Source organism: Brevibacillus choshinensis, from assembly GCF_016811915.1.
In the GTDB taxonomy this organism is placed as follows: domain Bacteria; phylum Bacillota; class Bacilli; order Brevibacillales; family Brevibacillaceae; genus Brevibacillus; species Brevibacillus choshinensis_A.
This window is the reverse complement of record NZ_CP069127.1, coordinates 2901880-2927463: the sequence shown is the minus strand read 5'-3', so window position 1 is coordinate 2927463 and position 25584 is coordinate 2901880. Positions and strand designations below refer to the sequence as shown.

The window sequence follows — 25584 nt, the reverse complement described above, 5'->3', positions numbered from 1 at the left end:
TCTGCTTTACTCCCTTCTTTCCTCTGTCAACAGTAAGGGAGAGTCGTCCAATAACTCATAAGCAGGCTCGAGGGCTTCCACTGAACTCTCCAGGATCGCGCCTTTTTTATCGAGCAAAGGAGTTTCCAGCAAAAGCTTCAGAGCTTGGGCGAATTGGTAAGACACATGAAGCACTTCTTTATGATGAGGGGCCAAATCATCATAGTTCAGAGGAAGCTTTCTACCCATTAGCCCGAAGAAAAACTTCTTCACTCTAAACCCGAATTTCCTTTGTCTGTTTTCATCTGCTTCAGTCAGCGCTAGCTCGAGGCGATCCACAACCAGATCCATACGATCCGACATTTCTTCAATCGCTTCGCTGAATTGATCGGAAATTTCGCATATGGCTTCCATCATGCTCGTAGCTGTACGGAATTCTTCAGCAGCCTTTTTCGCTTTGGACAAATGGGACTTTGCCTCCGCCAGATTCTTTTTGGATTTTGCCTCCATCAAAAATCCACCTAAAGCGATCGCCGGTCCCGCAACGATTCCCCCCAATACAGCAGCACCGCCAGCCATCCCCAAACCGCCGGCAGCAAGCGAGCCGCCTCCGAACCACGCTAAGGTCGCGTTGGTCGCCGCCACTCCGGATAAGGTAGAGAGCGCAGTTCCTGTCGAGGCTGTTGCAAACATCATCGCCCCACCGTAGGATGCCACCCCAGCCAATGCACCTGCGCCTATTGATTTGAAACCACCGGACACCACTTCAGTCGCCTGCAGTGATAGTTTTCGCATTTCTTTCAGTTCATGCTTCTGGAGAATCGGCTGATGATTTTGATCTACAGCAGCACCGCCATGCACTTCCACTGCTTTGACCTTTTCTACGATATGGACGAATCGACCTATTTGCTCGTCCCACGTTCGTAATTTCAGTTCTCCCAGCTCAGATAAGGCTTGCGTGCTCTCTTCTTTTTGATCTTCCATTTCCTGACGGGCATGCTCATATATTTCCTGGGCACGTTCAAGTAAATCTTGCGCCTCGTTATTGTTTGAAACGGATTTTGCCCCTTTGTAAATACCGACTGCCCCAGCAACCGCGGCGATTCCTCCCAGAATTAATGGTAATGGCATTTCTACTCCCCCTTGGTGACTCCATATCTGATTTGCAGGTCTCGACAGACTTTCCCATTCTCGTAATAAAATTGTTCTTTCGTAAAATAGGTTTTGAATGCTTTGTGGTACATCTCATCGATACGACATATTTCCGGCCGATCATCATAGATGGAGCATAGATGATCGACCAGATGGATACAGACACCGTCTCCACGATCAAATTTTGCTAACTGCTCGATATGGGAGATGTGTTGACAGCATAAGCCGCACCTCGTACAAGGGAATTGGGCGTCATCCATTCATCCGTTACGCTCCTTATTTCTTGGTTCTCGATAAATCGAAAGCAACTGACCATGAGAGTCGCTATTTTCTACAAGTACCCACTTATCATGACTAGGAAACTAGGCACAAAGACCCAAACGCCTGATTACACGAAGCAAAAATAACAACACCATGACAAATACCACAATGGAAGCTCAAGCAAAAAGAACAGTGAACGCACGTAACCTTCTGTGCGAAAACTGTTCTTTTGCACCTTCATCCCATTCTATCTGACAGATCTGGCCACGCAGCACTTTTTGTTCCATCACATGAATTCTCTGGTATACTGGAAAAAAATCCAAATGACTGAGGTCCCCATCCTACCGCCAAAGGAGAATCGCATGAATAGTCAAATCCTTAGTGCACGCTTGACTTTTACAAAAGTAACCTTAGACGATTGGGAGCTCATCCGCTCGGTCTACTCCAACCCGACACTCATGAAACACATCGGATCGACGATGAGCGATGAGGACATCCGCAAAAACTTTGAAAAGGAACTCGCACCCTGGAGTATGGAATCCACCCATTGGCTAACGTGGATCATACGCGAAGCTTCCACAGGCACCGAGGTCGGCTTGATCAGCATATGTACTCGCAACCGAGAAAAGCCTACGGCTGAAGTAGGCTTCATATTGCAGGAGGCATACACCGGTAAAGGCTATGCGACCGAAGCCATCAAAGCCATTTTGGATTTTGCTGCGGATACATTTGGATTCCAAAAATTTACGGCCGTTTGCTCCGAGGAACATATTGCTTCACGCCGGGTCCTGGAGAAGGCAGGAATGAATTTGGATGAAATCGTGCCAGACAGCACTCAAATCAATGGCAAATGGGTCAATGACTGTTTCTATTCGTTGGAACGATAATCAGCTGCTAACCTGCACACGGTATCCTTCACCCTGCTGCAGGTTTTTTGATTCAAAAAAATCCCGATCATCAGGATCGAGATTCCTTAGGATTTAATCCCTGGATAGCTCCAGGCGATAGCCGAGTCCACGTATGGTCACGATCCGAAATTCCGACTCGTATGTGGAAAAGCGCTCGCGAAGCCGCTTGATATGCACATCCACCGTCCGATCGTCCCCTTGATAGTCCATTCCCCATATCTGCTCAATGAGGCTATCTCTCGTAAATAACTGACCTGCATAGCTGCCCATTTTGTAAAGCAGATCAAACTCCTTCATGGGAAGAGTAGCCTTCTTTCCATCCGGATAGATGACGCTGTAATTTTTTTGGTCCAAGGCGATGCTTCCCAATGTGATCATACTGGAAGTCGATATTTTGTAACGCTTCAGTAATGCCTTCACCCGCAAGACCAGCTCCACTGGATCAAACGGCTTCACCAAATAATCATCCGTTCCCAGCTTAAACCCTTTAATCCGATCCGTGGCTGCTCCCTTCGCGGTAATCATCAAAATGGGCATTTCCCCAAATTCACGGAGATTGGCGCAGAGATCCCAGCCATCCATTTTCGGCATCATGATATCCATGATCACCAGATCAACTACGTGATTTTCCAAATACTGCAGCGCTTCTTCCCCGTTTGCTTTTTCGATGATCGTATAGCCTTCATCAGATAAGTACAATTTCACAAGCTCACGAATATGAGCATCATCATCGACAACGACGATCTTGGGCACCTGATTTCCTCCTGCCTGTTCGTGTTTTACGGCGAGTCTCTCTTACTTCTCCATCACCATCGGTTTTTCCCTTTTTGTTTTACTCATTCCTGAGCGCTGCCCCGAAAAAAGGCTGCAGCTTTGGAGAAAACCAATGTGCAGCCTGTAAACCGTGGATAGCCTTACTTATTCAGAATGGCGTATCTGTGGTTTTTTTTGAGAAACCGTCTGTCAATTGCGTAGGCTGTCAGGAAAGCGGCAACCACGAGCAAGAGAGGGATTCCAAACGATTCTACCGAGAACGGTCTGCCTTCGAACGTCAAGGAATCCGCACGATACTCCAATCTTTTCGTTCCATAAATAGCCGTCAGTCGATCCTCCTGCCTAGCCAAATCCTCGAGCGGAGCATCGAACATGAATCTGTCCGTTGCCTGCACGTGCATGAATTCCGGCTGTAAGGAGCTGCCCACTTCCTTCCACTGATTTACAGCATCCGCAGCTAACGTTTTCGCTTCCTTTCCAGGAACGATCAAACGATCCAATTCCGGGGCATTTTGCAAGGAGTATTTCGGGATCAGATTGAGATGATTCTTGGTGACGATTGGTTTATCCGAGCTGGAGAGGGAGATCACCTTCGCCGTTCCAGATGCGGCGTACGTATCGTAGATCGTCGACAGCTCCCCATCATCCATCCCATCGTAGAGAAGTACACCTATCTCTTTCTTGTTCCATTGAAATGCTTGATTCAACAAATAAATCGCTTCACTCTGATCAATGTAATAAGGATCTATTTTCGGATGGTTGACAAACTGATAAGACGGATACTTCATTCTCTCCGCGATGCTCTTCGCCATCTCTTCGCCTTGCTGCTTCGAAATGACATAGAGTGTTGCATCGATACCGGATGTGAGACCGGCGGAAGATACGATATTTTCAGCACCTACCACATAGCGTTGATCTCGAATCCAGTTCGTTGCCGTAAAGATGTTTTTCGTCTGATCAAAGTACTGCCAATGGACGGTTGATGATTTTCCATTCAATAGACCAGTGTCCGCCAAATTGATAGCCCCGCCGCAAATACTCAAGATAAATGTTTTGGAATGCTTTTGGATCCATTCTCGGACAGGCTTATACTTTTCCTGGTCACCCAAGGGCATGTAAGGAATGACGATGAGATCCGGGCTCTTGCCCAGTAATTGATCCATTTCATCAAACGTATAGTGGGGAACCAAATCAAGACCGCCCGTTAACGGCGTCACCTTTTTGTCAGGGGCAACTGCATATACATTGTAGGCTTCAGTCATGGCCAGCATCTGGTAAGGAACTAGGAAGTCGAAAACTTCTGTCGATGCGCTTCCCAAGAGAACAGCTGCCGTAGGCTTCTTAGGATCGTACTTCGGGATGTCGATGTCTTCCAGTGCTGTTGTAACCGGCTCATCACGAAAAGCATACCAGTATGCTTTTTGCTCACCAATATAACCGAGAACTCCACTCCCACCGACAATCAAAATCAAAACGGAAAGATATAGGATTACGCGTATTGCCAGCTTCTTCAAGTGAATCTTCCTCCTGTTTTTTCGTTCATTTCCTTTCTTGAGGGTAACTTTAAAGCACCTTTGTGAACTCAGTATGAACGATGGAGGAACAATGGACTCATGCAAAAAGGCCAGCGGTCACAGAGCTTTGGTACCCTTGTCCCGTTTCTTCAGCTGCTCGATGGCTGGTACAGTGAAACACGCAAGATTTGGCGGAAGCTCATTCAAAGGGAACCACCTCATATCGCCGATGGCTCCGCCCTCTTCCCGATTACAAGCCTCTCCGCTCATGATGATTACCTCGTATATCACAGACACCCAGTGTTCTTCGTTTTCCGGTCGAATGGTTTCTGCCGTGCAGAGAAGCTCTTTGATTTCCACATCCAGATTGACTTCTTCCTTCACTTCACGGATCACACTGGTCGCCATCTTTTCATAGGGGTCCACTTTTCCTCCTGGAATGCTCCACGTTCCCTTCTCCGGATTGTGGTTTCGTAATACGAGCAGGATCTCGTCACGATTGTTGAGGATCACTGCTCCTACTCCTAATCTGGGTACGGCTATGTTTGTCGTCATGGTAAAATCCTCGCTCCTCTACGCATTTAGATACGCATTCCAAATCTGTTCTTCCTCGTACTTAGCTCAAGGGATTGAAGGCACCGTTCCGTATGTAAGAAATCGGCAACTCGTTTTATTCGGAAATGTTTACCTATCAACATTCAATCTTAGCATACCAATTTCGAAAATGAAAAAACCTTGCCATCTTCTGCAAGGTCAGAGGGAATAATACATTTTGAACATTCTATCGCCAGCAAACGATTCAGAATTCCAAAGACTGTTTACTGCTGATGGTTTGGTGATGGACTTGCAGATACCAGGACAGCATGCCTTGATCCCGGCCGTTGATGGGTTTCTCCCCACTCGCACATGACTTCCATCACGGGTACCAACGTCTTGCCATATTCACTTAACGAATATTCCACTTTCGGGGGTACCGATGGATAAACCGTCCGTGTCACTAGCAGGTCGTTCTCCAGCTCCCGCAAATGCTGCGCCAGCATCTTCTGCGTCACCTCGGGAATCAGCTTCTCCAGCTCGCTGAACCGCTTGGTGGAGTCTAACAAAAGCCATAAGATCGCAGGCTTCCACTTCCCGCCGAGAACGTGAATCACCGTTTCAATCGGACATTTTCTCTCCATTGCTGCCTCTGCGCCGGCTTCCATCCAATCCCTCCCTGCTCAAGCTTACTTTCAAGTAAGTAACCAACATGAAAGTGGGTTCTTACCAAGATTTTAGGGCGGTGCTAAGCTTTAGTCAATCAAGCAATGAAAAATTTGGAAAAGAGGAATGAACAATGAAGATTATTGTTTTCGGAGCAACGGGAAATACGGGAAGAAGGGTACTGGCCCAAGGTGTTAATAGGGGGTATGAAATGACCGCCTTCGTGCGCAATCCCGAGAAGCTTTATGAGCAGCAAGGCGAGCAGATCGCGGGGCAAGTGAAGGTGATCGCGAAGGACATCACGGATCAGGAAAGCGTCTGCGAAGCGCTCTCGCAGCAAAACGCCGCGATTATCGCAGCCGGTCATGCCGCCCTGGGAGAAGAGTTTGTTCGCATCGTCGATAACATCGTCAGCCAGTGTGAAAATAATTCTCGGTTTTCCGGACGGGTATGGGTAATGGGAGGTGCCGGGCTGCTCGACATTCCTTATACCGATCTGATCGGCAATCATTTGCCCGGGTTCCCGCCCATGTACCAAACGCACAACCGGAATCTGGACCGGCTGCGGCAGACCAAGCTCGATTGGTCCGTCATGTGTCCGGGAACGATGGTCGAATCGTCCGATCTTCCGTCGTCCGTTCGTTTGCATGTGAGCACAGACATTTTGCCCGTGCCTGTTCCAAAGAGCATCAAGGACTTCTCTGAAGCCGAAGTTGCCGGCCACCTGTTCAGCCGGTTGAAGGAGCTGGATGTCGCTTACGAGGACGTAGCGAATTGTATGCTGAACCACCTCGAGCTTGCAGGGCCGTTTAAAGGCAAAAGAGTCGGTCTCGCTTACCAAAGCGAGCTGCCGGTAAGCTGAGCGCGGAAGGAGAAGGCCCTGTATGTTCCGATTGCTGCTCGTATTGCATATACTCTCGGCGATTGCTTTCATGGGCTACGCTTTCTTCATCCCTGCCATTCGCAGGTCCGCCAAAACCGCCAGTCAGCTTCGGTTTGTCTTCGATATCACGGGCAAGCTTTCCTGGCTGCCTAAAATCGGCGGAGCTGCTCTGATTGCGACCGGGATTGGGCTCATGATCATAACCGGCATGGGACTGTCCCACATGTGGCTGAATGTCTCTATCCTGTTGTCGCTGCTCCTGGTGGTCGCGATTGGCGCATTCATCGAGCCTCGTTTGATAAAAGTCGCGAAGCTCGTGGCGGCAAGCCGTGGGGATGAGGTTCCTGCCGAGTTCTCCCACGCGATGAAAAAGATCGCGCCCTTAGAGTCGGCAGTGCAGCTTCTGATGATTGCCGTTATCGTGCTAATGGTCATCAAGCCGTTTTAATCCCCGCGGAGAACGATAGTTGAATGTTAATCGAAACAGCGGCCGGTCCGGGACTATATTTTCACGTCCTGGTCAGCCGCTGTTGCAACTCCAGTCCACAGCTTCATTTTCTACGAACACTTGTCACGTTCGATAATACGACAGTACCCAGCACACGCCATTTCGGTCAGTGACGATTCCCAGCAATCCGTCAAACGGAGCTTCGTACACATCCGCATTGATCGTTCCACCTGCCGCAAATTCTCCGAAGATCCGTCGAAACGTTTCCTCGGTCTCGATTCGCAGGAAGACTCGCACGTAATCGCCTTTCAGCACCGGCTTTGCGGATTGCGTATCGGAAAACTTGATAGTTGCCCCTTCTACATGCAAATCCGCGTTCAACACTTCTTCTCCCTGCTTGCGCAAAATTTGGATTTCGCCACCTAAAACGCTTTGATAGTACCGGATTTCGTCTTTGCAGTTCTCCACCGCGATCAACGCATTTGCAATCATCCTTACATCCCTCCACGCATTTTTTGATCATTTAGTGAACACGCAATTTCAATGGCTCTCCGTCTCCTCTGGGTCGACCAGATTTCGAAGCACGGTTTTCAGCAGGCCCAGCAGCATGTCGTATTCCTCATCAGTAATGCCTTTTCTCGTTTTGCTCTTGACGCGGCCCAACGCTTCGTGTACCTTTGGCACCACCTCGCGGCCCGAATCAGTCAAATAAAGCAAATGATAGCGATTGTCGGCGGGATCGGCTTCTCTTCGGACATAGCCTTCCGCTTCCAGCTTGGCAATCGCTTTGGCGGTAGTCGTCTTGTCGATGAGCAGCTTCTCGCTCAGCGCCTTCTGCGTGATTGGCTGCTGAAAAGAAATCGCCATCAAAAAAATGTACTGTCCGCTTCCTATTCGAAATGGTGCCAGCTCAGCTGAAATCAATACCTGCATGTGACGATAAATAGCCGAGATGTATTGACCGTGTGATTCCGACGTTCCGCTTCCCATTCGCTGCCCAAGCTCATTCAATGTACTCCCCCCTTAAATAGGATGGTATTGCAACTAATTTCATGATTCCATCATATGTCGTATAGGATGCTATTGCAACTAATTATTTGTAAATCTCATCCAATGTTTCTGCTTCACGTATTTCAAAAAATCAAACGGTAGTGACCAAATCTTGACTAGTCTTGGGGAAAATGGTACCTTCTTAACCGATGCGCCAGGATACGGGGCTTTTTTACAGAGGAGGTTGTTGCATGATCATCAGAGAGATCGAAGAAAAAGATAATCAGCAAGTGGAATCGGTCATTCGAACTTGTTTGATCGAATTCGGGGCTGACAAGCCTGGCACGGCATGGGCGGATCCAAATTTGGGGGATTTTTATCATTTGTATCAGTCTGAGGGTTCTAACTATTGGGTGGTTGAAGATCACAACAACAAAATTGTGGCTGGATGCGGCATCGGTCCAATCCAAGGCTGGCCAGCCATCTGTGAATTGCAAAAGATGTACGCTCTGGAAGAAACGCGCGGCACCGGAATTGCAAACGATCTCCTGAAGGTCGCCCTGGAATTTGCCAAACAACATTATGAGAAATGCTATCTCGAGACACTCAGCAACATGGTCGCAGCCAATAAATTTTACAAAAAGCATGGGTTCATCCAGTTAGAGAAGCCATTGAACGCAACCGAGCACTACGCTTGTGATGCCTGGTATATAAAAACGTTATAGATGTTGACCCGCAAGTGACTCTCGCTTCAAGTGTCCGGCTTGCGGGTTTTTGTTTGCCTATCTGGCCGCTTATTCCTCTTTTCTTCGCCTTCTGTCGATGCATAGAGCGAATCCATCCACTCCTTTTCGGGCAAATAAGGCTCTGAAACGAGTGGGACATTCGTGATTTTGCTCGTCCATTCATCCAAGGCTACCAGATCATCCGGCCCCATCTGTTGAAGCGAGGTTTTTCCCAGGGCAAGGATAGCGAGCCTCATTTCTTCTGCAAACGATGTTAAAAAATTTTCCAAATACTGTGCGGCTTCTTGCTCATGGAACTCCTCTGTCAAGCTGCCGGGATAAAACAACAGCTGCGTGGGTGGTTCCCAAGGTATCGCCTTCGTTACTTGATCATGGGTCATGGCCCACAGGAGCGACGTCCCCATGTAGATGCCATCAGCGCCCAATGCGACAGCTTTCAAGCATTCCGATGGAGTCGAATATCCGCCGCCGCTAAGCAGTGTGACCTGCTCTTTCACCCCCCGCTCTCTCAGATAGCGTGCAGCTCGCGACAAGGCATGGATGGTCGGTAGCCCGAAATCGTCTTCCAGGATGGGTGGACTGCCCTTGGAGCCTGCTTGCCCTCCGTCGATGCTGATGAAATCGACACCTGCCCAAATGGCCACTTCCAGATCCGCTTCCAGTTTGGCACTTGCACCTATTTTGACGCCGATGGGGACACCTTCTGTGAGGGCACGAAGCTTCTCGACGAGCCCGCGAAGATCTTGCGGTTTCTGGATTTCTTCATGCCGAGAAGGGACAACCGCATACTCTTGGTTTTGGATCTGCATAATGGCAGCGGCTCTTCCCTCGAGATACTCGACAGGCGTGACATTTGCAGCGCCGGCTGTAGCTCCCTGTCCGAATCGGATTTCGATGGCATCTGCTTGCTTGAGTATATGGGGCTCCTTGGACCACGAACCTGAATGGTATTGAATGATTAAATGCTTTGCGTGTTGTCGCTCCTCGGGCAAAAATCCCCCTTCTCCGGTATTGGTCAATGTACCAACGGCTGCCGTTCCCTTTGCGATTGCGATTTTCGTTTTCTCGGAGACACCGATTCCGTACCCCATGCCTGCTGCCATGATCGGCATCTCGATCGTCAATGGTCTTTTCGCACGCGGTCCGATTGTCACTCGCAAATCGACTTCTGCGTCGTCAGGAGCAGCCAGGGTTGCCAGTTGGGCAGGTGAAAAGACCAATCCATCAAAATGGAGAAACTTACGAGGGCTGCCGAATGGTCTTTCGATCACTCCAGCCTCTGCGGCACGCAAACTATTTTCAATCACCGTTTGGGGAGATACACGTGTCAGAGCCGATACCATCTCCCAAATATTTTCCGGATAACGATCGTTCATGAGTCTTTTCGTAAACTGTCCGACGATCCATTGTATCAGCGGTCTCGCGAATAAAAGCGTGAGTACTCCTGACACGACGATTGCGATCATGGCTCCGGCAAAGGATCCGAGCAAAAACGTCATCCAGTTGTTTCCCATTCCATTTCTCCCCTTCGAATCCACAACAGCTCATTCCTAGATGGGAATAGCTTGCTCGGCTAGAACTGGGATTATGAGTTCCCCTTCTGCATGCATGATGCTTCCCGATAGAAAGCCTTCTTCAAAAATAAAACAAATGATGGCGGTAATGGAAGCACTCAAATTGGGAACAGTAACTCAGAATGCTTATTGTCTGTGGGAGGGGCATCGATTGCTTACGAAGAGGCTTTTCCAAGTTCTATTCCTGTTTTTCTTGTTGCTGACGACTTCAGATCAGTCCCTTGCGCAAAATGCTTCGAACGATGAGATCCAGGCGTTTTTGAATCAATTATTCCATAATCGTGTTCAGCTGCTTGTGCATCACCGACAGGAACAGCTGAAACCATTCTATTTGCAGACAGAAAAACGCAGCAAGAATGCCATGGAGCATGAATTCCACAGAAGTTATTATCTAAAAAAATGGGCTGAAGCGAGGGGCGTCCAGTTTGTAAAAGCCACGGGAGATATCAGGATTGTCAGAGTGAACAAAGTGGGTGATTCAACCAGAGTATCCCTTGTGCATTCCCTCCAGCTCACCTATCAATACCCCACTCAAGGAGAGCACACAATGGGAATCGGCACGAGGCATGTCCTGAATTTGAAAAAGAACGATGGCAACTGGTACGTTTTCAAGGAATGGTATCTCGATCCGCTGGAAGAAAATCCAAGACTAATCCCTACCACGAAGCAAGTTAGCGAACTGACTGCGGATCAGAATCTCCACTCCCGAAAAGGGAATAAAAAATACAATCGGAAGAAAGCTGTTCAATACGCAGACAAATATGCGGGATTGGCGAATCAGGCCGGACAAAACCGAAGATACAACCAAAAGTATCTTGACTATACGTACCAAGGAGGAGATTGCACGAATTTTACTTCGCAGGTACTCGGAGACAAGGAAGAGGGCGGCGGACTCCCAATGCGTTCGGACTGGAGATACAGGTACAACCAAGGGGGAAATGTAGCGTGGGTTCGTACCGATTCATTCAACAGCTTTTTAATCCGAAGTGGTTATGGCAAGCTAATTGCCAAAGGCACTTATGAACAAATTGCGAAGCCGACACCCAAATTCCCCGGCACTGCCTTGTCTAAATTGCAACCAGGAGACGTGATTGGATACGAGATGAATGGGGATGTTGACCACTTCTCTATTGTCACTGCCCGGGATATACAAGGTTACGTTCTGGTGAATTCCCATACGGCAGACCGCTATCATGTGCCTTGGGATCTGGGCTGGGACAAACGTACAAAATTCCTCTTGTACCGCATCGGCGACTAAAACCAACCAGGAACTCACATAGTTGTCCCCTCTCTTTCATACAATGCAGGAAAGGCTTGGTAAAAGAGGGCGTAAACAATGCATGTTCCCCAGCTAATGAAAGATTTCCTGCTACGGTCTAGTCTGATGACTGTAGGTAAAATAATTGGCGCGATAGGTCGCCTCATTCTGTTTCGATTGCTTGGTTCAGAAGGAATCGGGCTTTATCAAATGGCCTATTCGTACTATGGGCTGATGATTACGGTCATATCTGGAGGCTTTGCCACTGCCTTATCGTTGGCAACGGCAAAAAATCAGCATACGGGGAAGCAATGGTTCCACTTTTCCTTACTGCTGCTTGCAGTACTTGGAGGCGCTACGGGGCTGTTTTCCTATCTTGGCGCACCTACTATAGCGAAATGGATGGGGATCGCGGAGCTTGTGAGACCCATCCAACTGTTGGCGCCTGCCATCGTGCTCGTGCCTGTGCTTAGCCTGATGAGAGGGTTTCTTCAAGGTGTTCAACGCTACGGCGCAATCGCGATTTCAGAGCTGATTGAGCAAGTTGTACGAGTCATCAGCATGGTTATCTTTGCTAGTCTTTTTCTCTACGCTGGATTGTCTGAAGCGGTAGGGGGAGCCATTTTGGGGGCAGCTGCCGGCGCAGTGGTTGCTTTTCTGTTTTTGCTGCTCCCCCTCTCCACATCATTATCCAACGTGCATCCCGCTCCACCATCCACTGCCTCTTCCCTCTCTGTTTTTCTGCTTTCATGCATGGCTATTATGGGTACCCGAATCATCCTTCCGTTCACGGACTTTCTGGATTCTTTGCTCGTCCCCAACCGGCTCGTGCATGCTGGTTATTCCGATCAGGAGGCAACCCGAATCTTTGGAGAGTTTTTTGGAATAGCCGCTACTGTCGTCTATGTGCCCACCCTTATCACCGGATCACTCAGTCATATCATTATGCCAAGATTGACGATCGCTTGGGATTCCTTTCATAGTTCCGAATTTCTTAGAAAGATAAAAGTGGGATTTCACTCGGTGCTGCTATGGGGTGTATCGGCGTCTTTCTTTCTTGCGGTCTACGCAAATCTTCTGTCTACGATCGTTGTGGGAAATGATTCTCTTGCGAACGTGATTCAATCGCTTTCTCTCATCCCGTTGATTTCTGGCTTGAGGGAATTTTCTACCACTGTCTTATGGAGCATGGACATGAAGCGGAAGCCGTTGATTGGACTGCTGCTCTCCACTTTCGTTTCTACACTTGTCAACCTGTTTGTAATCGGCATTCCTGCTTTCAGCAAAGCTGGCATCGTTCTGGGAATCCTGTCGTTTGAAATCACCTCTTTGGCCTATAATGTATGGGTCTTAAATCGGGCTATTTCCCCTCGAAAATTCAAGCTATCTGTTTTTCGAGATATAGCCATCTGTATTTGTTTCCTTCTCTCGCTGCACCTGGCACTTATCTTTCTGCATTCGCAGCTCTTCCATTGGAACTCACCGCTGCTCCAGCAATCCGTCATGGGGGGTACGCTCATTTTGTTTATCCCTCCCTATCTCTATGTACATCTCAAATATATCCAGAGACAGTAGGCAGGAATGCCCTCCGTGGACGAAAAACGCGTCATCTCCTGCTTTGAGTCACACAGAAACAGGGAAGCACACGGGTGCTTCCCTGTTTCATTGACGTAATCATTACTTTCGAAGGTTCCTCCAGAATGCATACCAAACCAGAACAAGCAAAAGAAGAATACCTAAGAAAACCGCTGCGATGAGTAGCAAAGTCAGCCCCTCCGAACGAACTGAAGGATTCTAGTCGAATGATTTCCACATCTATTGCTTTTGATACATGCAAGGTCGTCTTCTTTTTATGATAGCGTTTAGTTGTTCCGTAAAAAATAACATGCAGACAACCGCCGCCAAGATCGAGAACGGAAAGATTCCGATCGAAAAGTAGGAGGCGGCGAAACCGAGCAGCGGAGGGATGAACGTGCTTCCCGTATAAGCAGTCGCCATTTGATACCCCATCATGGCAGGAGAATTTGCGTGTCCAAACCGCGCAGGTGTCTCATGTAGCATGCACGGAAAGATCGGCGCGAGGCCTAATCCAAGGATCATGAAGCCTGCCAGCAAGAAAGCTGGCGGCAAGGGCAGGAGCAGTAATGCCGAACCGCTGAGGGCAATCAACTGGCCTGTGCGAATGAGCTGGCGATTGCTCATTGTAAAGGTAATCCATCCCGTCAGGAATCTGCCGATGGTTATGCCAGCGTAATAAAGGGAGATCCAGTGAGCAGCCGCCGAGACAGGAATGTCCCGCCTCTCGACTAAAAAGCTGCTTCCCCACAAGCCGATGGATGCTTCGACTCCGGAATACAGCAAAAAGGGTGCCAAGGCCCATGTAACTTCTTTTTTCTGCAAGGTTTTGTCTGGCCTCGTCTTTTCGCTCACCCCTCTATTTTCGGTTCGCGTGGTTTCTTCCCCAGTTGAACGCGCTTTTCTCGAAGTCCATAAAGGAAGTGTAAAGAAGAGGATGACCACCAATGCAAATTGTATGCTCGCAACAGTCAAATAGCCCTGTCTCCACATCTCTTTTCCTGACAGGAAGGGTGCCATGATGACGGGACCCAAAGTGGCCCCGACTCCCCAAAAACAATGCAGCCAGCTCATATGGTGCGCTTTGTAGTGTGCAGCCACATAGTTATTCAATCCTGCGTCCACTGCCCCTGCGCCTAGACCCAGGGGAACGGCACACGCATACAGCCAGACTATCGAGGGGGCATAAGCAAAGCCTAGCAGAGCACTGGCTGTTAAGATACAGCTAACGAGAGTGATTTTGCCTGTCCCGAACCGAATCACCAAGGTGCCGCTTGCCAGGCTGGACACGATCGTGCCTGCCGCCATGGTCATAAATAAGAACCCAGCTGTTTCAAATGGTGCATCTACATCCGCTTGCATATTTGGCCAAGCCGCTCCCAGCAAAGCGTCAGGCAGGCCCAAGCTAATAAAAGCTACATAGATGATCCCTAAAAACAGTGTGGCCATTTTTCACCTCGATTGCCGAATTTTAGCTCTACTCAGCCTTGACACTTCCGCCAAGCACTCTCACAAGTCCCTCGATTTTTGTTTCGCAGGGAACAGTGCTTGCTCTGCTTTTTCGTAAAATCCGAGTAGTGTGTGGACGATAGGAAGTCTTGGCACGACCAAATATACGGCCAGAGCAGAACCGATGCTGATCAGCGCACCCACGATGACATCAGCCGGATAGTGCACTCCGACCCATATGCGGGATATCCCCATACATAATGCCAGCAGCATCCAAAATATTCCTGATCGCTTTTTGAACAGCCAAAAGCTCATGCAAAAGGAAAAAAACAAGATGGTATGGTCGCTTGGGAAAGAATTGTTGACGGCTTTCTGTACCAGCTGATTGACGTCTGTCAGCTCTGCGGAAGGTTGCTGATTGTAGTGCAGAGACCCGGCCACTTTCCCAAATAATTCTGCGAGGAAAAATGTAACGGTCCCGCAAATGACCATCATGCGATTTTCGGATGTGCGCCTGAACCAATACAGGAATACAGCGAGTGCCAGACCGTACACCATGTATTCTGCGATGACATAAAACACCGGATTCCACATCGGATATTGCTTCCCCAAATCATTGATCAGCCTGAAATAATGAATATTCACTTCCATGGCATTCATAAAGAGTGATCCCCCTTTTTCCAATAGGAGAATCTTAGTTCATTTGAAGAAAATGAAAAATGGTTTTCCCTTTCCCTACCATTACACTTTTGTAAGGTTGATCACATGAAAGACTGGGTTTGACTCAATTCTCAAAGACGTAGAGCTTCCCATTGTCTGCATGCTTGAAAGAGGGTCCCCGAAAACCTCGCTTCAGGAGCTCTTTACGCATGAACATCATCAGGGCTGAATGACTGACGATCAAAACGTTCCCTTCCTCTAGCGCAATGACTTCATCCAGTACACGGTGAATCCTTCCCTTCGCCTGTTCGATGTCGCTTCGTGTTTTTTTATTGAATATCCAAGAGAGCCGGATTAAGATTCCCCAAATCATGAAGGGCAGCTTCATGTTTTCGCCAAAGACGGGTGCTGGTACTTCGACGAGCTCCGCCATCATCCGAATGGGTCCTTTAAAGATGTTTTGAGCGGTTTGCATTGCTCTCGGCATTTCACTAGCGAAACAATGGTCCCATTCAATATTATGGAGGTCAGTTTCCCCCTTTTCGATTTCAGCCAAGTCATAGGCTTCAAACCACTCACGTAGTTCACGTCCGCTCAACACCCCTTTGGGAAACTCCTGTTTCACTTTAAAATGACGGACCAACCCGATTTTCACTTCCAAACACCCTTTCACTGGCAGCGACGTAGGCTGTTGTTTTCTTTTTTCAGTTCTTAGACTGGGGCTATTTTACGATTCTTTCCAACGAAAGGGTAGGGCGATTTTGATTGGTAATCATCTTTTACAGGTGAGCTTTCCTCGTGAAGAAGCACCGTAAGTTGCACTAGAAGCTGTGAATCAAAAAAAGCACCCATCAGGTGCTTTTTTTAGTGTAGGCATTCGGATGAAGAAACTAGTAGGATCTTTTCTTATTCACCATGATCGTTTTGGAATTGGTATACTCCGCAAGGCCATCCAGCGAATTCTCTACACCTAATCCAGACTCTTTGTGCCCCCCGAATGGATAATGGGGGGAGAGCACACTTACTTCATTGATCCATACGGTCCCCGTCTCCAGTCGCTCAGCGATGCTCTGCGCCAAGTCGACGTCTTTTCCCCAAATGGAGCCTCCGAGGCCATAATTGGTATTGTTCACCCTCGCAATGACCTCATCAAAATCACGATACTTCAAGACAGGAAGGACAGGCCCAAAAGCTTCCTCCACCACGACACGAGAATCCTCCGGTGGATTATCCACAATCGTTACCGGGATGAAGTAGCCTGGTTTGTCTTCAATGTCCCCGCCAAGCACAATGGAGGCACCGATGCGTTTCGTATCTTCAATCAGATCCATGACTTTTTCATACTGCATTTTATTTTGAATCGGACCCAGCTCGGTGGCAGGGTCCGCACCATCGCCCACTTTAACCGTTTTCGCATATTCGATGAGTTCATTCAAAAAGGCATCGTAAATGTCTTCGTGAACATACATCCGCTTGGTAGCGATGCATACTTGGGCGGTGTTTCGGAACGCTGCCCAGAACAGCGGCTTGGCAATCTTTGCGGGATCAGCATCCGGGAGTACAATGGCCGCATCGTTGCCTCCGAGCTCGAGCGTTACCCGCTTCAGGTTCGAAGCCGCGCTTTGCATGACCTTTTTGCCGGTTGCCGTCGACCCCGTAAAGCTGATTTTGTTCACGTCCGGGTGTTCTGTGATCCATCTGCCTAAATCGTCCCCACCCGAAACCACGTTGAGAACGCCTGGAGGCAAGATCCCACATGCGATTTCGCCGATTTTCAGGGCAGTCAAAGGGGTATAGGGCGATGGCTTCACGACGACCGTATTACCTGCGAGTAAGGCTGGAGCGATTTTCCAGATGGAAAGAGCGAAAGGGAAATTCCAGGGAACGATGGCTCCTACGACTCCCAGCGGGGTGAAATACCGCTCCACGCGGTGATTCTCGGTTTCTTCGATGACTTCCCGCTTTAATCGTTGCTTGGCCACTTCCTTTAGCCAATAGGACGCTCCATCGATTTCACCCAACGCTGCCGCTTGGGGCCGTCCCATCTCCAGCCGCAAGAGAGTCGCCAGTTCTTCGCGGTTCGCGTAAATGGCATCCGCTAATCGGGACAACTGTTCTCCGCGTTCATCGATCGGGGTGGCAGCCCAACTGGAAAATGCCTTTTTGGCTGCCGCGACCGCTGCATCCAATTCCTGCTTGCTGGCTTGCGGCACAGCGGCAATCACTTCTTCCGTGGCCGGGTTGATCACCGGCAGAGTCTCCTCGGCAGCAACCGCTTCTCCATCGATCGTCATCTTCAGCTCGTACACACTCTTCATCGCTTTTCCTCCCTTTGATCGCAGATACGGGTCAGTCTACAGACATAGGCGAAAACCAACACGCTCATCCGCTACTATTTCTATGATTCCAATGCCGGACGTATGTGTCGGATGCGCTTTCCCGAACATGGTTTCCTGCGCCGAAAACCCTGTCACGTTCCTACTCTACGATATTCCCCATCTACTGGAGACCTCCTGCACCCGGACAAAATGGAATCAGTGGATCAACGAGAGAATGACCGATACCGCGTTATTGACAACTGAACGTTCGGGTCGCGACTTCATCAGCACCGTGAGTCCGATCAATGACACGACCAACGCCTGAGCTAACGCCTTTGCATGGAGCCCGCTATCCAGCTCTCCTGTTTGGATTCCTCGCTCAAGTGCTTCTTGAAAAAGGACAGTCAGAAACATTTGATGCTCCCGCGTAAGGATTTCAAATTTCTCGTCATGGGGGGCCAGCTCCACGATGGTGTTAATGCAAAAGCACCCCCGGTTCGGGCTTTTCTCCTCGTACTCCGCATTCACTAGGTCTTCGAAGTAGGACCGGAAGGCTTCTTTCACAGAAGAGTGGCCATGCAGCTTTGAACGTACAGTGGATGCGTGGGCTTGCGTGTATTTTCGTAGAGCTGCTTCAAACAACCGCTTCTTGTCTCCGAAGGCTGCGTACAAGCTGGGCTTCTGAATCCCCATGCGAGCTGTCAAATCGCTCAGCGAGGCGGATTCGTACCCCTTCTCCCAAAATAATTGCATGGCTGCGTCCAGTGCCTTTTCCTCATCAAATTCCCGAATTCTGACCATGACTGCCTCCTCATTTCATACCGATCGGTAAGTTATATAGTAAAACCATCCAGCATGATTGTCAATTTACTATTCGATCCGAACATGATTAGCCCCGCACATCAGTGCTTTTGTTGGTTCAGCCTTTTGTTGTGCGAAAAGAAAATCCCTCTTGACGATATGCAAATTCATGAGATAAATTGAACTCGAATCTTTTTGTACCGTTCGGTATATTTTGATTCCTTACCTCATCCAAATGGGAAAGACGGTGAATCGAAAACATGAATTCAAGGAATACAAATGCGAACGTTGGCAACAATTCGAGATTTTTTCAGATGTCTCACGCTGCGGCTCTTCTATTTGCCATTGCCTGCGGCCTTTCTGTCGCCAGCATCTACTATGCGCAGCCGCTGCTCGATGCGATCGCCATCGAATTTGGTATGGCTCACGCCTCCATTGGCATTCTCATTACCATTACGCAGATTTGTTATGCACTGGGACTTTTTTTGCTAGTGCCGCTCGGTGACATGCTCAATCGCCGCAAATTAATCTTCGGTCAGATGCTTGCTTCCGTTCTTGCCCTCACGATAGTCGGTCTCTCCCCTAGCGCCACTGTACTATTTGCCGGCTTATCGCTCGTCGGTTTTTTAGCAGTAGTGACGCAAACGCTGGTCGCTTTCGCAGCTACATTATCGGCACCAGAAAGACGGGGGCGCGTGGTAGGTGTTGTGACGAGCGGCGTCGTGATCGGGATTTTGCTCGCCAGGACCTTTGCCGGGATCGTAACCGACCTTGCTGGTTGGCGATTTGTCTACCTTGTATCGGCAGCGCTCGTGCTCATCATGGCCTGTGCCCTCTTTTTCTCCATGCCGAAGAAGGAACATCAAACAGAATCCCTCTCCTACAGCTATCTACTCCGCTCTATGTTGACTTTGTTCCGGCAGGAGGGGATCTTGCGAGTTCGTGCAGTGCTTGCTCTTCTGATTTTTACGGTTTTCAGCATTTTATGGACATCTCTGGTGCTCCCGCTCAGCGCTCCTCCCTTGTCCCTTTCGCATACGGCGATCGGCGCATTCGGCCTGGCGGGAGTAACAGGAGCGTTAGCCGCCATACGGGCTGGGCGATATGCCGATCGAGGATTAGGACAGCGAACAACAGGCGTTGCACTGACCCTCCTCCTGGCCTCGTGGATCCCCATCTCTAATACGGAGCACTCATTGCTTGCGTTAGTGGTCGGCATTGTACTTCTCGACATGGCCGTGCAGGCAGTCCACGTCACAAACCAGAGCATGATTTTCATGGTCCGCCCCGAAGCGCGCAGCCGGCTGACGGCCGCTTACATGATCTTCTATTCCATCGGCAGTGCAGCCGGGTCCATCTCATCCACCTATGTGTACTCCATCGCTGGATGGTACGGCGTTTGCCTTCTGGGGGCTGCTGTCAGTGTCATGGCACTCTCGTTTTGGGCAGCAACGGTCAAACATGGAGAGAAAACCGCAAAAAAAGAAGCCCATCTCTGAGCTTCTTTTCTATGATTGGCCTTGGCCTTACACCAAAACACCCAATTGGGTTTTCGCATCATACTCCTGTAATTCCTCGCCGTTTTTCAAGCGATGGATAAAGTCAGGATTGGCAATCAAGGGACGACCAAAGGCTGCCACATCAATCGTTCCTTCCAGCAGCGCCCGCTCTGCTGTTTCCGGATCCAACGTGCCGACGCCTACGATCACACCATCCCAATATTTGCGCACCAGCTGATGCATGGTTTTTCCATCCGCCAGCACCCGTGTGTACTGCATGATGGATGGGTGGATCATGGTCGCCCCTACTTCCTTGAAGGCTTCAACGAACGTTCGGATCGCCATCTCCGGATCTTCCCACATGTAGGTCGGATTATCGGCTTTATGGGCAGAAAAACGAATCAGCGTTCGATCGGCACCGATTGCATCGATGACTGCTTTCGTTACCTCTTTCATCAGCGTCAATCTTTGGGCCAGATCTCCGCCATAACGGTCCGTACGATGGTTGGACACGTCAGAATTGAACTGATCGATCAAATAACCGTGAGCCCCGTGAATTTCGACTCCATCGAAGCCTGCTTCCATCGCGTTTCTCGCTGCCTGGGCGTATTGACCAATCAGTTCCTCGATGTCCGCAATCGTCATAGCTTCGGGTATGTCATAAGGCTGGCGGAAGCGAGGAACGGTTCCCTCAGCGGCAATCGCGGATGGGGCTTGCGGCGGCAGGTTGCCTGCCAGCTCATGGTGAGACAGTCGTCCGACATGCCAGATCTGGGCGATAATCGTTCCGCCTTCTTCGTGCACGGCTTGCGTCACTTTTGTCCCCCCTTCGATTTGCTCCTGCGTATAGAGGCCTGGAATGCCGGGATTTCCTTTTCCACGAGGACTCACGACAATTCCTTCCGTGATGATCAAACCGATTCCATCCGCTGCCCTCCTCCGGTAGTAGGCTGCGACATCTTCACCTACCACACCGGTCAGATCGTCTGCAAAGCAACGAGTCATCGGAGCCATTGCTGTCCGAGTCCGGAGATTCCATGCACCGATGGTTACGGGCTCGAACAATTTGCTGTTCTCACCATTTACCAGGTTTGCCCAGCTTTTCATTTCCGTCGACTGATAGATTCCTCTATTGGCTTGGCTCATACGGCTACTCCCCCAATGCTCCATCGTTTTGAATGTATATAAATACCGAAATATACGTGGCAAAATGACTCACTCATCACAGAGTCATGCGCGTAAAAACACTATAGGGACGGATCCATTTTTTGTCAAGGATTGGAGTGCAGGAGAGTGCAAAGTGGAACAAGCACCCGAGTCAGGTGCAATACTAGGTGTGGCGCAAGATTGTCATCCGTTTACGATACTGCCTCCATTCACATGGATGACCTGTCCCGTTATGTAAGTGGCATCATCAGAGGCCAAGAAGACATAGGCGGGTCCCACTTCTGCAGGCTGTCCCGGACGTTTCATCGGGGTATCGCTTCCAAAGGTCGCGACCTGATCCGCGAGAAATGTGGATGGAATCAATGGTGTCCAGATCGGTCCCGGAGCTACCCCGTTTACCCGTATCCCACGTTCCGCCAGATTTGAAGAGAGTGAGCGCGTAAAGGCAACTATCGCTCCTTTTGTCGAAGCATAATCAAGTAACTCTTTATGACCTTCATACGCGACGACAGAAGCGGTATTGATGATGGATGCACCTTTATGCAAATGAGGAAGCGCGGCCTTTGTCAAATAAAAGACGGAAAAGAAATTGGTTTGAAACGTCTTATGCAGCTGCTCGGTCGTAATGTCCTCCAGATTCTTTTTGGGATGCTGTTCCGCGGCATTGTTTACTAAAATGTCCAGCTTCCCAAAGGATGCGAGGGTCTGCTGCACCACGTTATGACAAAAGGTTTCGTCTCCGATATCACCGGATAAGAGAAGGCACCTTACTCCCTCTGCTTCTATCAGTTTTTGCGTTTCCTTCGCATCGTCCTCTTCGCTTAGGTATACAATGGCGACGTCTGCTCCTTCTTTTGCAAAGCAAATGGCAGCTGCCTTCCCAATCCCACTGTCCCCACCGGTAATGATTGCTGCTTTTCCTCGCAATTTTCCGCTTGCAAGATAGTGCGGCTTGACCGATTCGGGAAGCGGAGTCATTTTGCTTTCCTTACCCGGCTGCTGGTTTTGATGCTGCGGGGGCAGCGTCTGTTTCTTTGAATCTGCAGGCATGTATGGGTCCTCCTTCGGGCAAAGTCTACATTAGTATGGGAATCTGCCAAAAATATATGATTTTGGCTTCGCAGTTCCTTTTTAGCAGTTGCGAAAACAAACGTTCCCTTCAAACTCTTCCATTTTTCATAGAAAACCAGTAATATGTATTCTATATCAATTGAAAGGATGTTGATTCTATGAATAAGACTGAACTGATCGCAAAAGTAGCAGAAATGACAGAGCTCACGAAAAAAGATTCCACAAAAGCAGTAGACGCGATTTTGGACGCGATCGCAAACTCCCTCCAAAACGGTGAAAAAGTATCCCTCATCGGCTTCGGTAACTTCGAAGTTCGCGAGCGTGCAGCCCGCAAAGGCCGTAACCCGCAAACCGGTGAAGAGATTGAGATTGCATCCAGCAAGCTCCCTGCGTTCAAACCAGGAAAAGAATTGAAAGATATCGTAAAATAAGCTACCTCTATACATAGCTGAAAGCTTTACGCAAGAAAACGCCCATACAAGGGCGTTTTCTTTTTGATTCCTAATCGCTACGTATGAATCTGTACATGATCCCAGTCGTCCCCCATAAACCGGAAGAGCCAATTCAATGCCCGGTGCCTTTCCATGACGACCCCGCTGTCCAAACCTCCGGCAACCGTGCGATTATGGATTCTGGCGTCCACGCATGCCCAATCATAGCGGTAGATCAGATCTGCCTGATCCAGGATTTCCGCCTTGCTCCGAACGACTGCATGCTGGCAAAAGGTATCATAATCGCCAGCACTGCGCAGAACATCGATAGCCACGCTCACATCGCAGATTTGCCCGGGAAACTCGAGTTCTTCCTTGTAGCCGAGAGCCCACAGGAGCACCCAGTAGCATTCGTACATCCATACCATCTGGATCGTATTTGTCTGGGCAGGCTCGGGATCATCGAGGAAGTTTCTTTCTTTTTCTGTAAAGAATGTGCCTGCTCCATACTGTTGAATGATTTCCTCTATGAATTCCCGCTCCTTACGCACTTCTCCATTTTCAGCGATGCCTCCCGCATAGACGGCGATCAAGCACAGCGCAATGGCTCTCTGGACGATCTCTTCCTTGCTTCGAATGACCGTCTCCTCGTCTCCCTCGATCACAGGAAGATGCCGAATGTAGGGAATACCCTGTTCATCCAGCAGCTTCATGCTTCGCTCTTTTCGCTCTTCCCCCAACTTCGTTGGCCGAATGTGGCCATCTATCAAATCCGCGCTTACCGTTACCTGAAAATCTTCCAACTCGGATTCACCTGCTGGATTCAAAATGAGCCGGCCCGACTGATCCAGCATATCCCCGCTCGGCAGAAATACGATGCCGTGCACTTTTGCTGCGATTTTCAGGATGCTTTGAAGCGTCGCCTGATTGATTTCCTTGTTCGACACGATCCCGACCGCCACGTTTAGAGCCGAGATTTGAAGCAGCAGCTTCTGCTTGACTTGTTCGTGTCTCGTTTCAATCTGGGCAAAGAAGGCAAACATCTCTTTTTTCATCGGTTGGAAGTCTTTCGCATCCCGTTCTTCTCGCATAAGATTGAACGTCACAGTATTTTTGCTAAACCACTTTTTATCCGAAACTGTAACGGTCCGACCTTCAGCGCTGCTCACGATATCTTGATCAAGAAAAATCTCCTGAATCGCGTCGAGGATTTTCTGATGCTCCTGAACGGATGCGTACAACGTGCAATGATTCAATTTGGATTCCTCTCTTTCTGGTATTCTCACCCTGTTCTTTGCAAGTCAATGATCTGAATTTTCTAGCCAATGTCGAAGAAGATGAATATACTGTATATTTTTACCTTTGGAATCATCCTGGTCAAGAACTTGCCAGTATCCGCTCCTGATGGGGTGCGCAACCTAGGGCAGTCGCCCTAGACTGTTCGGAGATGGAGGTCGGGGGCAGTGGATGTATTCCTACCCAGGAATTTTTTCATGGATGAGGCCCGCCTCTATCCAACCTTCTGATCAGGATGGGAAAGGATTCCTATAGTAAAATAGAGTGGCAACGCCTTGCAAAAGTAAATGAAAGCTATAGGGAAAATACGATGAAAAAAATAGTTGGCGCTGTTTTACTGGCTGGCCTTCTCGGCACCACTCAGACGATACCGGTACTCGCAGCCGCAACGCCCGTCCAGGTTGCGGTGAATGGACAATATGTCGCCTTTCCGGATGCCTCTCCTTATATCGATGAGAAGACGGGACGCACGCTTGTCCCTGCACGATTTGTAGCCGAGGAGCTTGGTCTTCTCGTCCAATGGAATGGTCAGACAAACCAAGTGACTCTGTCAAACAAAACGGAAAAGATCGTCTTGACTATCGGCCAAAACAGCGCACTGGTAAATGGGAAGTCAATCCCCTTCGATACGCCTGCCGTGATCACGGAGGGCCGCACGATGATCCCGCTTCGCTTCATCAGTGAAGTGTTTGATGCGAAGATCGATTGGATCGATGAGCGAAATCTGATAGTCGTGACGACTCCCGGACATTCGAAAGTGATACCGCCGCCTGCCCCGGCTGCAGGCAACGAGGACGTGCGTACGTTGCAGAGAAGCACTTGGATTTGGGATACCCCCCTCATCCGGACAGATCAAGAAAACCTTTTGAAATTTGCGCGTGATAACCAATTGACCACGATTTACCTTCAATTCGACCGCGACATCCCTGTGGACGTCTACCGGAAATTTATCAAAACGGCCAGGGATCACCAGATTCGTGTGGAAGCATTGGCCGGCCGTCCCCAATGGGCGTATCCCTCCCAGCAGGTGAATATCGAGGCATTTATTGACTGGGTGAGCACGTACAATGCGACGGTTGATCCATCTGAAAGGTTTTCCGGGCTGCATTTTGATATTGAGCCTTATCTTTTACCCGAGTGGAAGACCGAGAACAGGCAAGTGATCGAAAATTGGATGGACAATATCCGTTTGATCGAGCAGAAGACGAAAGGAAGCGGATTAAAACTGACATTTGACGTTCCTTTTTGGCTGCCTATGATCAAGGTGCCAGATTCCACATACAGCTTGAGCGCCTGGATGCTCGAGAAAGCAGATGCTGTCGTCATCATGGACTATCGAAATGCTGCGCTAGGCAATGACGGCATCGTCGCCAATGCACACGCGATCGCCCGAGAAGCTAGCACGCTAAAAAAGCAAGCCGTGTTCGCCGTCGAAACAGCCCCCAGCTCGGAAGGCGACTTCACGACGTTTTACACTACTGGTATAAAAGCGATGAAGGAACAGATGGCGATCGCCAAGGAAAAGCTGTCCCATTATCCTAGCTTTGCAGGCTTTGCCATACACGATTACAAGAATTGGACGCAATTAGATGCGCGCTCCAAAAATTGAATACCGAAAGAGCGAAAAAGG

26 protein-coding genes are annotated in these 25584 nt (G+C 49.2%); 9 read left to right on the top strand and 17 right to left on the bottom strand.

Annotation, left to right across the window (positions count from 1 at the left end; translation table 11 throughout):
• Window positions 1-6: 6 nt before the first annotated feature.
• Window positions 7-1110, bottom strand: coding sequence for a hypothetical protein (locus JNE38_RS14825; protein WP_203357831.1), 1104 nt, complete (start codon window positions 1108-1110; stop codon window positions 7-9).
• A 2-nt stretch (window positions 1111-1112) separates the two neighbouring features.
• On the bottom strand, window positions 1113-1391 hold the full coding sequence (locus JNE38_RS31185) for a YkgJ family cysteine cluster protein (RefSeq protein WP_203357245.1): 279 nt from the start codon (window positions 1389-1391) through the stop codon (window positions 1113-1115).
• Between the two features lie 363 nt (window positions 1392-1754).
• On the opposite strand from JNE38_RS31185, the gene JNE38_RS14815 reads away from it, so the two are divergent.
• Window positions 1755-2279 carry a GNAT family N-acetyltransferase gene (locus tag JNE38_RS14815; RefSeq protein WP_203357244.1) on the top strand — a complete coding sequence of 175 codons (525 nt, stop codon included), beginning with the start codon at window positions 1755-1757 and terminating at the stop codon, window positions 2277-2279.
• A gap of 93 nt (window positions 2280-2372) precedes the next feature.
• On the opposite strand, the gene JNE38_RS14810 is transcribed toward JNE38_RS14815, so the two are convergent.
• The 4 genes from JNE38_RS14810 to JNE38_RS14795 all read right to left on the bottom strand — a co-directional run bounded on the left by JNE38_RS14810 (window position 2373) and on the right by JNE38_RS14795 (window position 5790).
• Window positions 2373-3053: a response regulator transcription factor gene (locus JNE38_RS14810; RefSeq protein WP_203357243.1), complete on the bottom strand. Its 681-nt coding sequence runs from the start codon at window positions 3051-3053 to the stop codon at window positions 2373-2375.
• A 161-nt stretch (window positions 3054-3214) separates the two neighbouring features.
• A complete protein-coding gene (locus tag JNE38_RS14805; protein ID WP_203357242.1) occupies window positions 3215-4588 on the bottom strand; it encodes a DJ-1/PfpI family protein in 1374 nt (457 codons plus the stop codon).
• A 117-nt stretch (window positions 4589-4705) separates the two neighbouring features.
• Window positions 4706-5143: an NUDIX domain-containing protein gene (locus JNE38_RS14800; RefSeq protein ID WP_203357241.1), complete on the bottom strand. Its 438-nt coding sequence runs from the start codon at window positions 5141-5143 to the stop codon at window positions 4706-4708.
• Between the two features lie 263 nt (window positions 5144-5406).
• Entirely contained in the window at window positions 5407-5790 is a 384-nt protein-coding gene (locus tag JNE38_RS14795) for a winged helix-turn-helix transcriptional regulator (RefSeq protein WP_343071659.1), read from the bottom strand.
• Window positions 5791-5921: 131 nt separating this feature from the next.
• Here JNE38_RS14795 and JNE38_RS14790 point away from each other — a divergent pair, with 131 nt between their 5' ends.
• Window positions 5922-6650 carry an NAD(P)-dependent oxidoreductase gene (locus JNE38_RS14790; RefSeq protein ID WP_203357240.1) on the top strand — a complete coding sequence of 243 codons (729 nt, stop codon included), beginning with the start codon at window positions 5922-5924 and terminating at the stop codon, window positions 6648-6650.
• Between the two features lie 22 nt (window positions 6651-6672).
• On the top strand, window positions 6673-7119 hold the full coding sequence (locus JNE38_RS14785) for a DUF2269 family protein (protein WP_203357239.1): 447 nt from the start codon (window positions 6673-6675) through the stop codon (window positions 7117-7119).
• Window positions 7120-7242: 123 nt separating this feature from the next.
• Here the strand turns inward: JNE38_RS14785 and JNE38_RS14780 are convergent, their stop codons facing one another.
• Window positions 7243-7611 carry a VOC family protein gene (locus tag JNE38_RS14780; RefSeq protein WP_203357238.1) on the bottom strand — a complete coding sequence of 123 codons (369 nt, stop codon included), beginning with the start codon at window positions 7609-7611 and terminating at the stop codon, window positions 7243-7245.
• 48 nt (window positions 7612-7659) lie between these two features.
• Complete coding sequence (locus tag JNE38_RS14775) at window positions 7660-8130, bottom strand: MarR family winged helix-turn-helix transcriptional regulator (protein ID WP_238933666.1); 471 nt, start codon at window positions 8128-8130, stop codon at window positions 7660-7662.
• Between the two features lie 230 nt (window positions 8131-8360).
• On the opposite strand from JNE38_RS14775, the gene JNE38_RS14770 reads away from it, so the two are divergent.
• A complete protein-coding gene (locus tag JNE38_RS14770) occupies window positions 8361-8834 on the top strand; it encodes a GNAT family N-acetyltransferase (protein WP_203357237.1) in 474 nt (157 codons plus the stop codon).
• A gap of 26 nt (window positions 8835-8860) precedes the next feature.
• Here the strand turns inward: JNE38_RS14770 and JNE38_RS14765 are convergent, their stop codons facing one another.
• Window positions 8861-10369, bottom strand: coding sequence for an FMN-binding glutamate synthase family protein (locus JNE38_RS14765; protein WP_203357236.1), 1509 nt, complete (start codon window positions 10367-10369; stop codon window positions 8861-8863).
• A 40-nt stretch (window positions 10370-10409) separates the two neighbouring features.
• On the opposite strand from JNE38_RS14765, the gene JNE38_RS14760 reads away from it, so the two are divergent.
• Together JNE38_RS14760 and JNE38_RS14755 are read left to right on the top strand one after the other, a co-directional pair.
• A complete protein-coding gene (locus JNE38_RS14760) occupies window positions 10410-11687 on the top strand; it encodes an amidase domain-containing protein (RefSeq protein WP_238933665.1) in 1278 nt (425 codons plus the stop codon).
• A 78-nt stretch (window positions 11688-11765) separates the two neighbouring features.
• The gene (locus JNE38_RS14755) at window positions 11766-13262 is read left to right on the top strand and encodes an oligosaccharide flippase family protein (RefSeq protein ID WP_203357235.1); all 1497 of its coding nucleotides are present in this window, start codon (window positions 11766-11768) and stop codon (window positions 13260-13262) included.
• A 240-nt stretch (window positions 13263-13502) separates the two neighbouring features.
• On the opposite strand, the gene JNE38_RS14750 is transcribed toward JNE38_RS14755, so the two are convergent.
• The 5 genes from JNE38_RS14750 to JNE38_RS14730 form a co-directional block, all read right to left on the bottom strand.
• Entirely contained in the window at window positions 13503-14711 is a 1209-nt protein-coding gene (locus tag JNE38_RS14750) for an MFS transporter (protein WP_203357234.1), read from the bottom strand.
• A 60-nt stretch (window positions 14712-14771) separates the two neighbouring features.
• Window positions 14772-15371, bottom strand: coding sequence for an undecaprenyl-diphosphatase (locus tag JNE38_RS14745; RefSeq protein ID WP_203357233.1), 600 nt, complete (start codon window positions 15369-15371; stop codon window positions 14772-14774).
• A gap of 124 nt (window positions 15372-15495) precedes the next feature.
• A complete protein-coding gene (locus JNE38_RS14740) occupies window positions 15496-16026 on the bottom strand; it encodes a histidine phosphatase family protein (protein ID WP_203357232.1) in 531 nt (176 codons plus the stop codon).
• Window positions 16027-16261: 235 nt separating this feature from the next.
• Window positions 16262-17689: an aldehyde dehydrogenase family protein gene (locus tag JNE38_RS14735; protein ID WP_203357231.1), complete on the bottom strand. Its 1428-nt coding sequence runs from the start codon at window positions 17687-17689 to the stop codon at window positions 16262-16264.
• Between the two features lie 216 nt (window positions 17690-17905).
• Window positions 17906-18490, bottom strand: a complete 585-nt coding sequence (locus JNE38_RS14730) for a TetR/AcrR family transcriptional regulator (RefSeq protein WP_203357230.1) — start codon at window positions 18488-18490, stop codon at window positions 17906-17908.
• A 314-nt stretch (window positions 18491-18804) separates the two neighbouring features.
• Here JNE38_RS14730 and JNE38_RS14725 point away from each other — a divergent pair, with 314 nt between their 5' ends.
• Window positions 18805-19989 carry an MFS transporter gene (locus JNE38_RS14725; RefSeq protein ID WP_238933664.1) on the top strand — a complete coding sequence of 395 codons (1185 nt, stop codon included), beginning with the start codon at window positions 18805-18807 and terminating at the stop codon, window positions 19987-19989.
• Window positions 19990-20016: 27 nt separating this feature from the next.
• Here the strand turns inward: JNE38_RS14725 and JNE38_RS14720 are convergent, their stop codons facing one another.
• Window positions 20017-21135 (bottom strand): alkene reductase, encoded by a 1119-nt coding sequence (locus JNE38_RS14720; protein WP_203357228.1) that lies wholly within the window; start codon window positions 21133-21135, stop codon window positions 20017-20019.
• A 204-nt stretch (window positions 21136-21339) separates the two neighbouring features.
• Window positions 21340-22206: an SDR family oxidoreductase gene (locus JNE38_RS14715; RefSeq protein ID WP_203357227.1), complete on the bottom strand. Its 867-nt coding sequence runs from the start codon at window positions 22204-22206 to the stop codon at window positions 21340-21342.
• 179 nt (window positions 22207-22385) lie between these two features.
• On the opposite strand from JNE38_RS14715, the gene JNE38_RS14710 reads away from it, so the two are divergent.
• Window positions 22386-22658 carry an HU family DNA-binding protein gene (locus tag JNE38_RS14710; protein ID WP_203357226.1) on the top strand — a complete coding sequence of 91 codons (273 nt, stop codon included), beginning with the start codon at window positions 22386-22388 and terminating at the stop codon, window positions 22656-22658.
• 77 nt (window positions 22659-22735) lie between these two features.
• Here JNE38_RS14710 and JNE38_RS14705 read toward each other — a convergent pair whose 3' ends face one another.
• Window positions 22736-23914, bottom strand: a complete 1179-nt coding sequence (locus JNE38_RS14705) for a DUF4272 domain-containing protein (RefSeq protein ID WP_203357225.1) — start codon at window positions 23912-23914, stop codon at window positions 22736-22738.
• A 350-nt stretch (window positions 23915-24264) separates the two neighbouring features.
• Here JNE38_RS14705 and JNE38_RS14700 point away from each other — a divergent pair, with 350 nt between their 5' ends.
• Window positions 24265-25563, top strand: coding sequence for a copper amine oxidase N-terminal domain-containing protein (locus tag JNE38_RS14700; protein WP_203357224.1), 1299 nt, complete (start codon window positions 24265-24267; stop codon window positions 25561-25563).
• The last annotated feature ends 21 nt before the right edge of the window (window positions 25564-25584 follow it).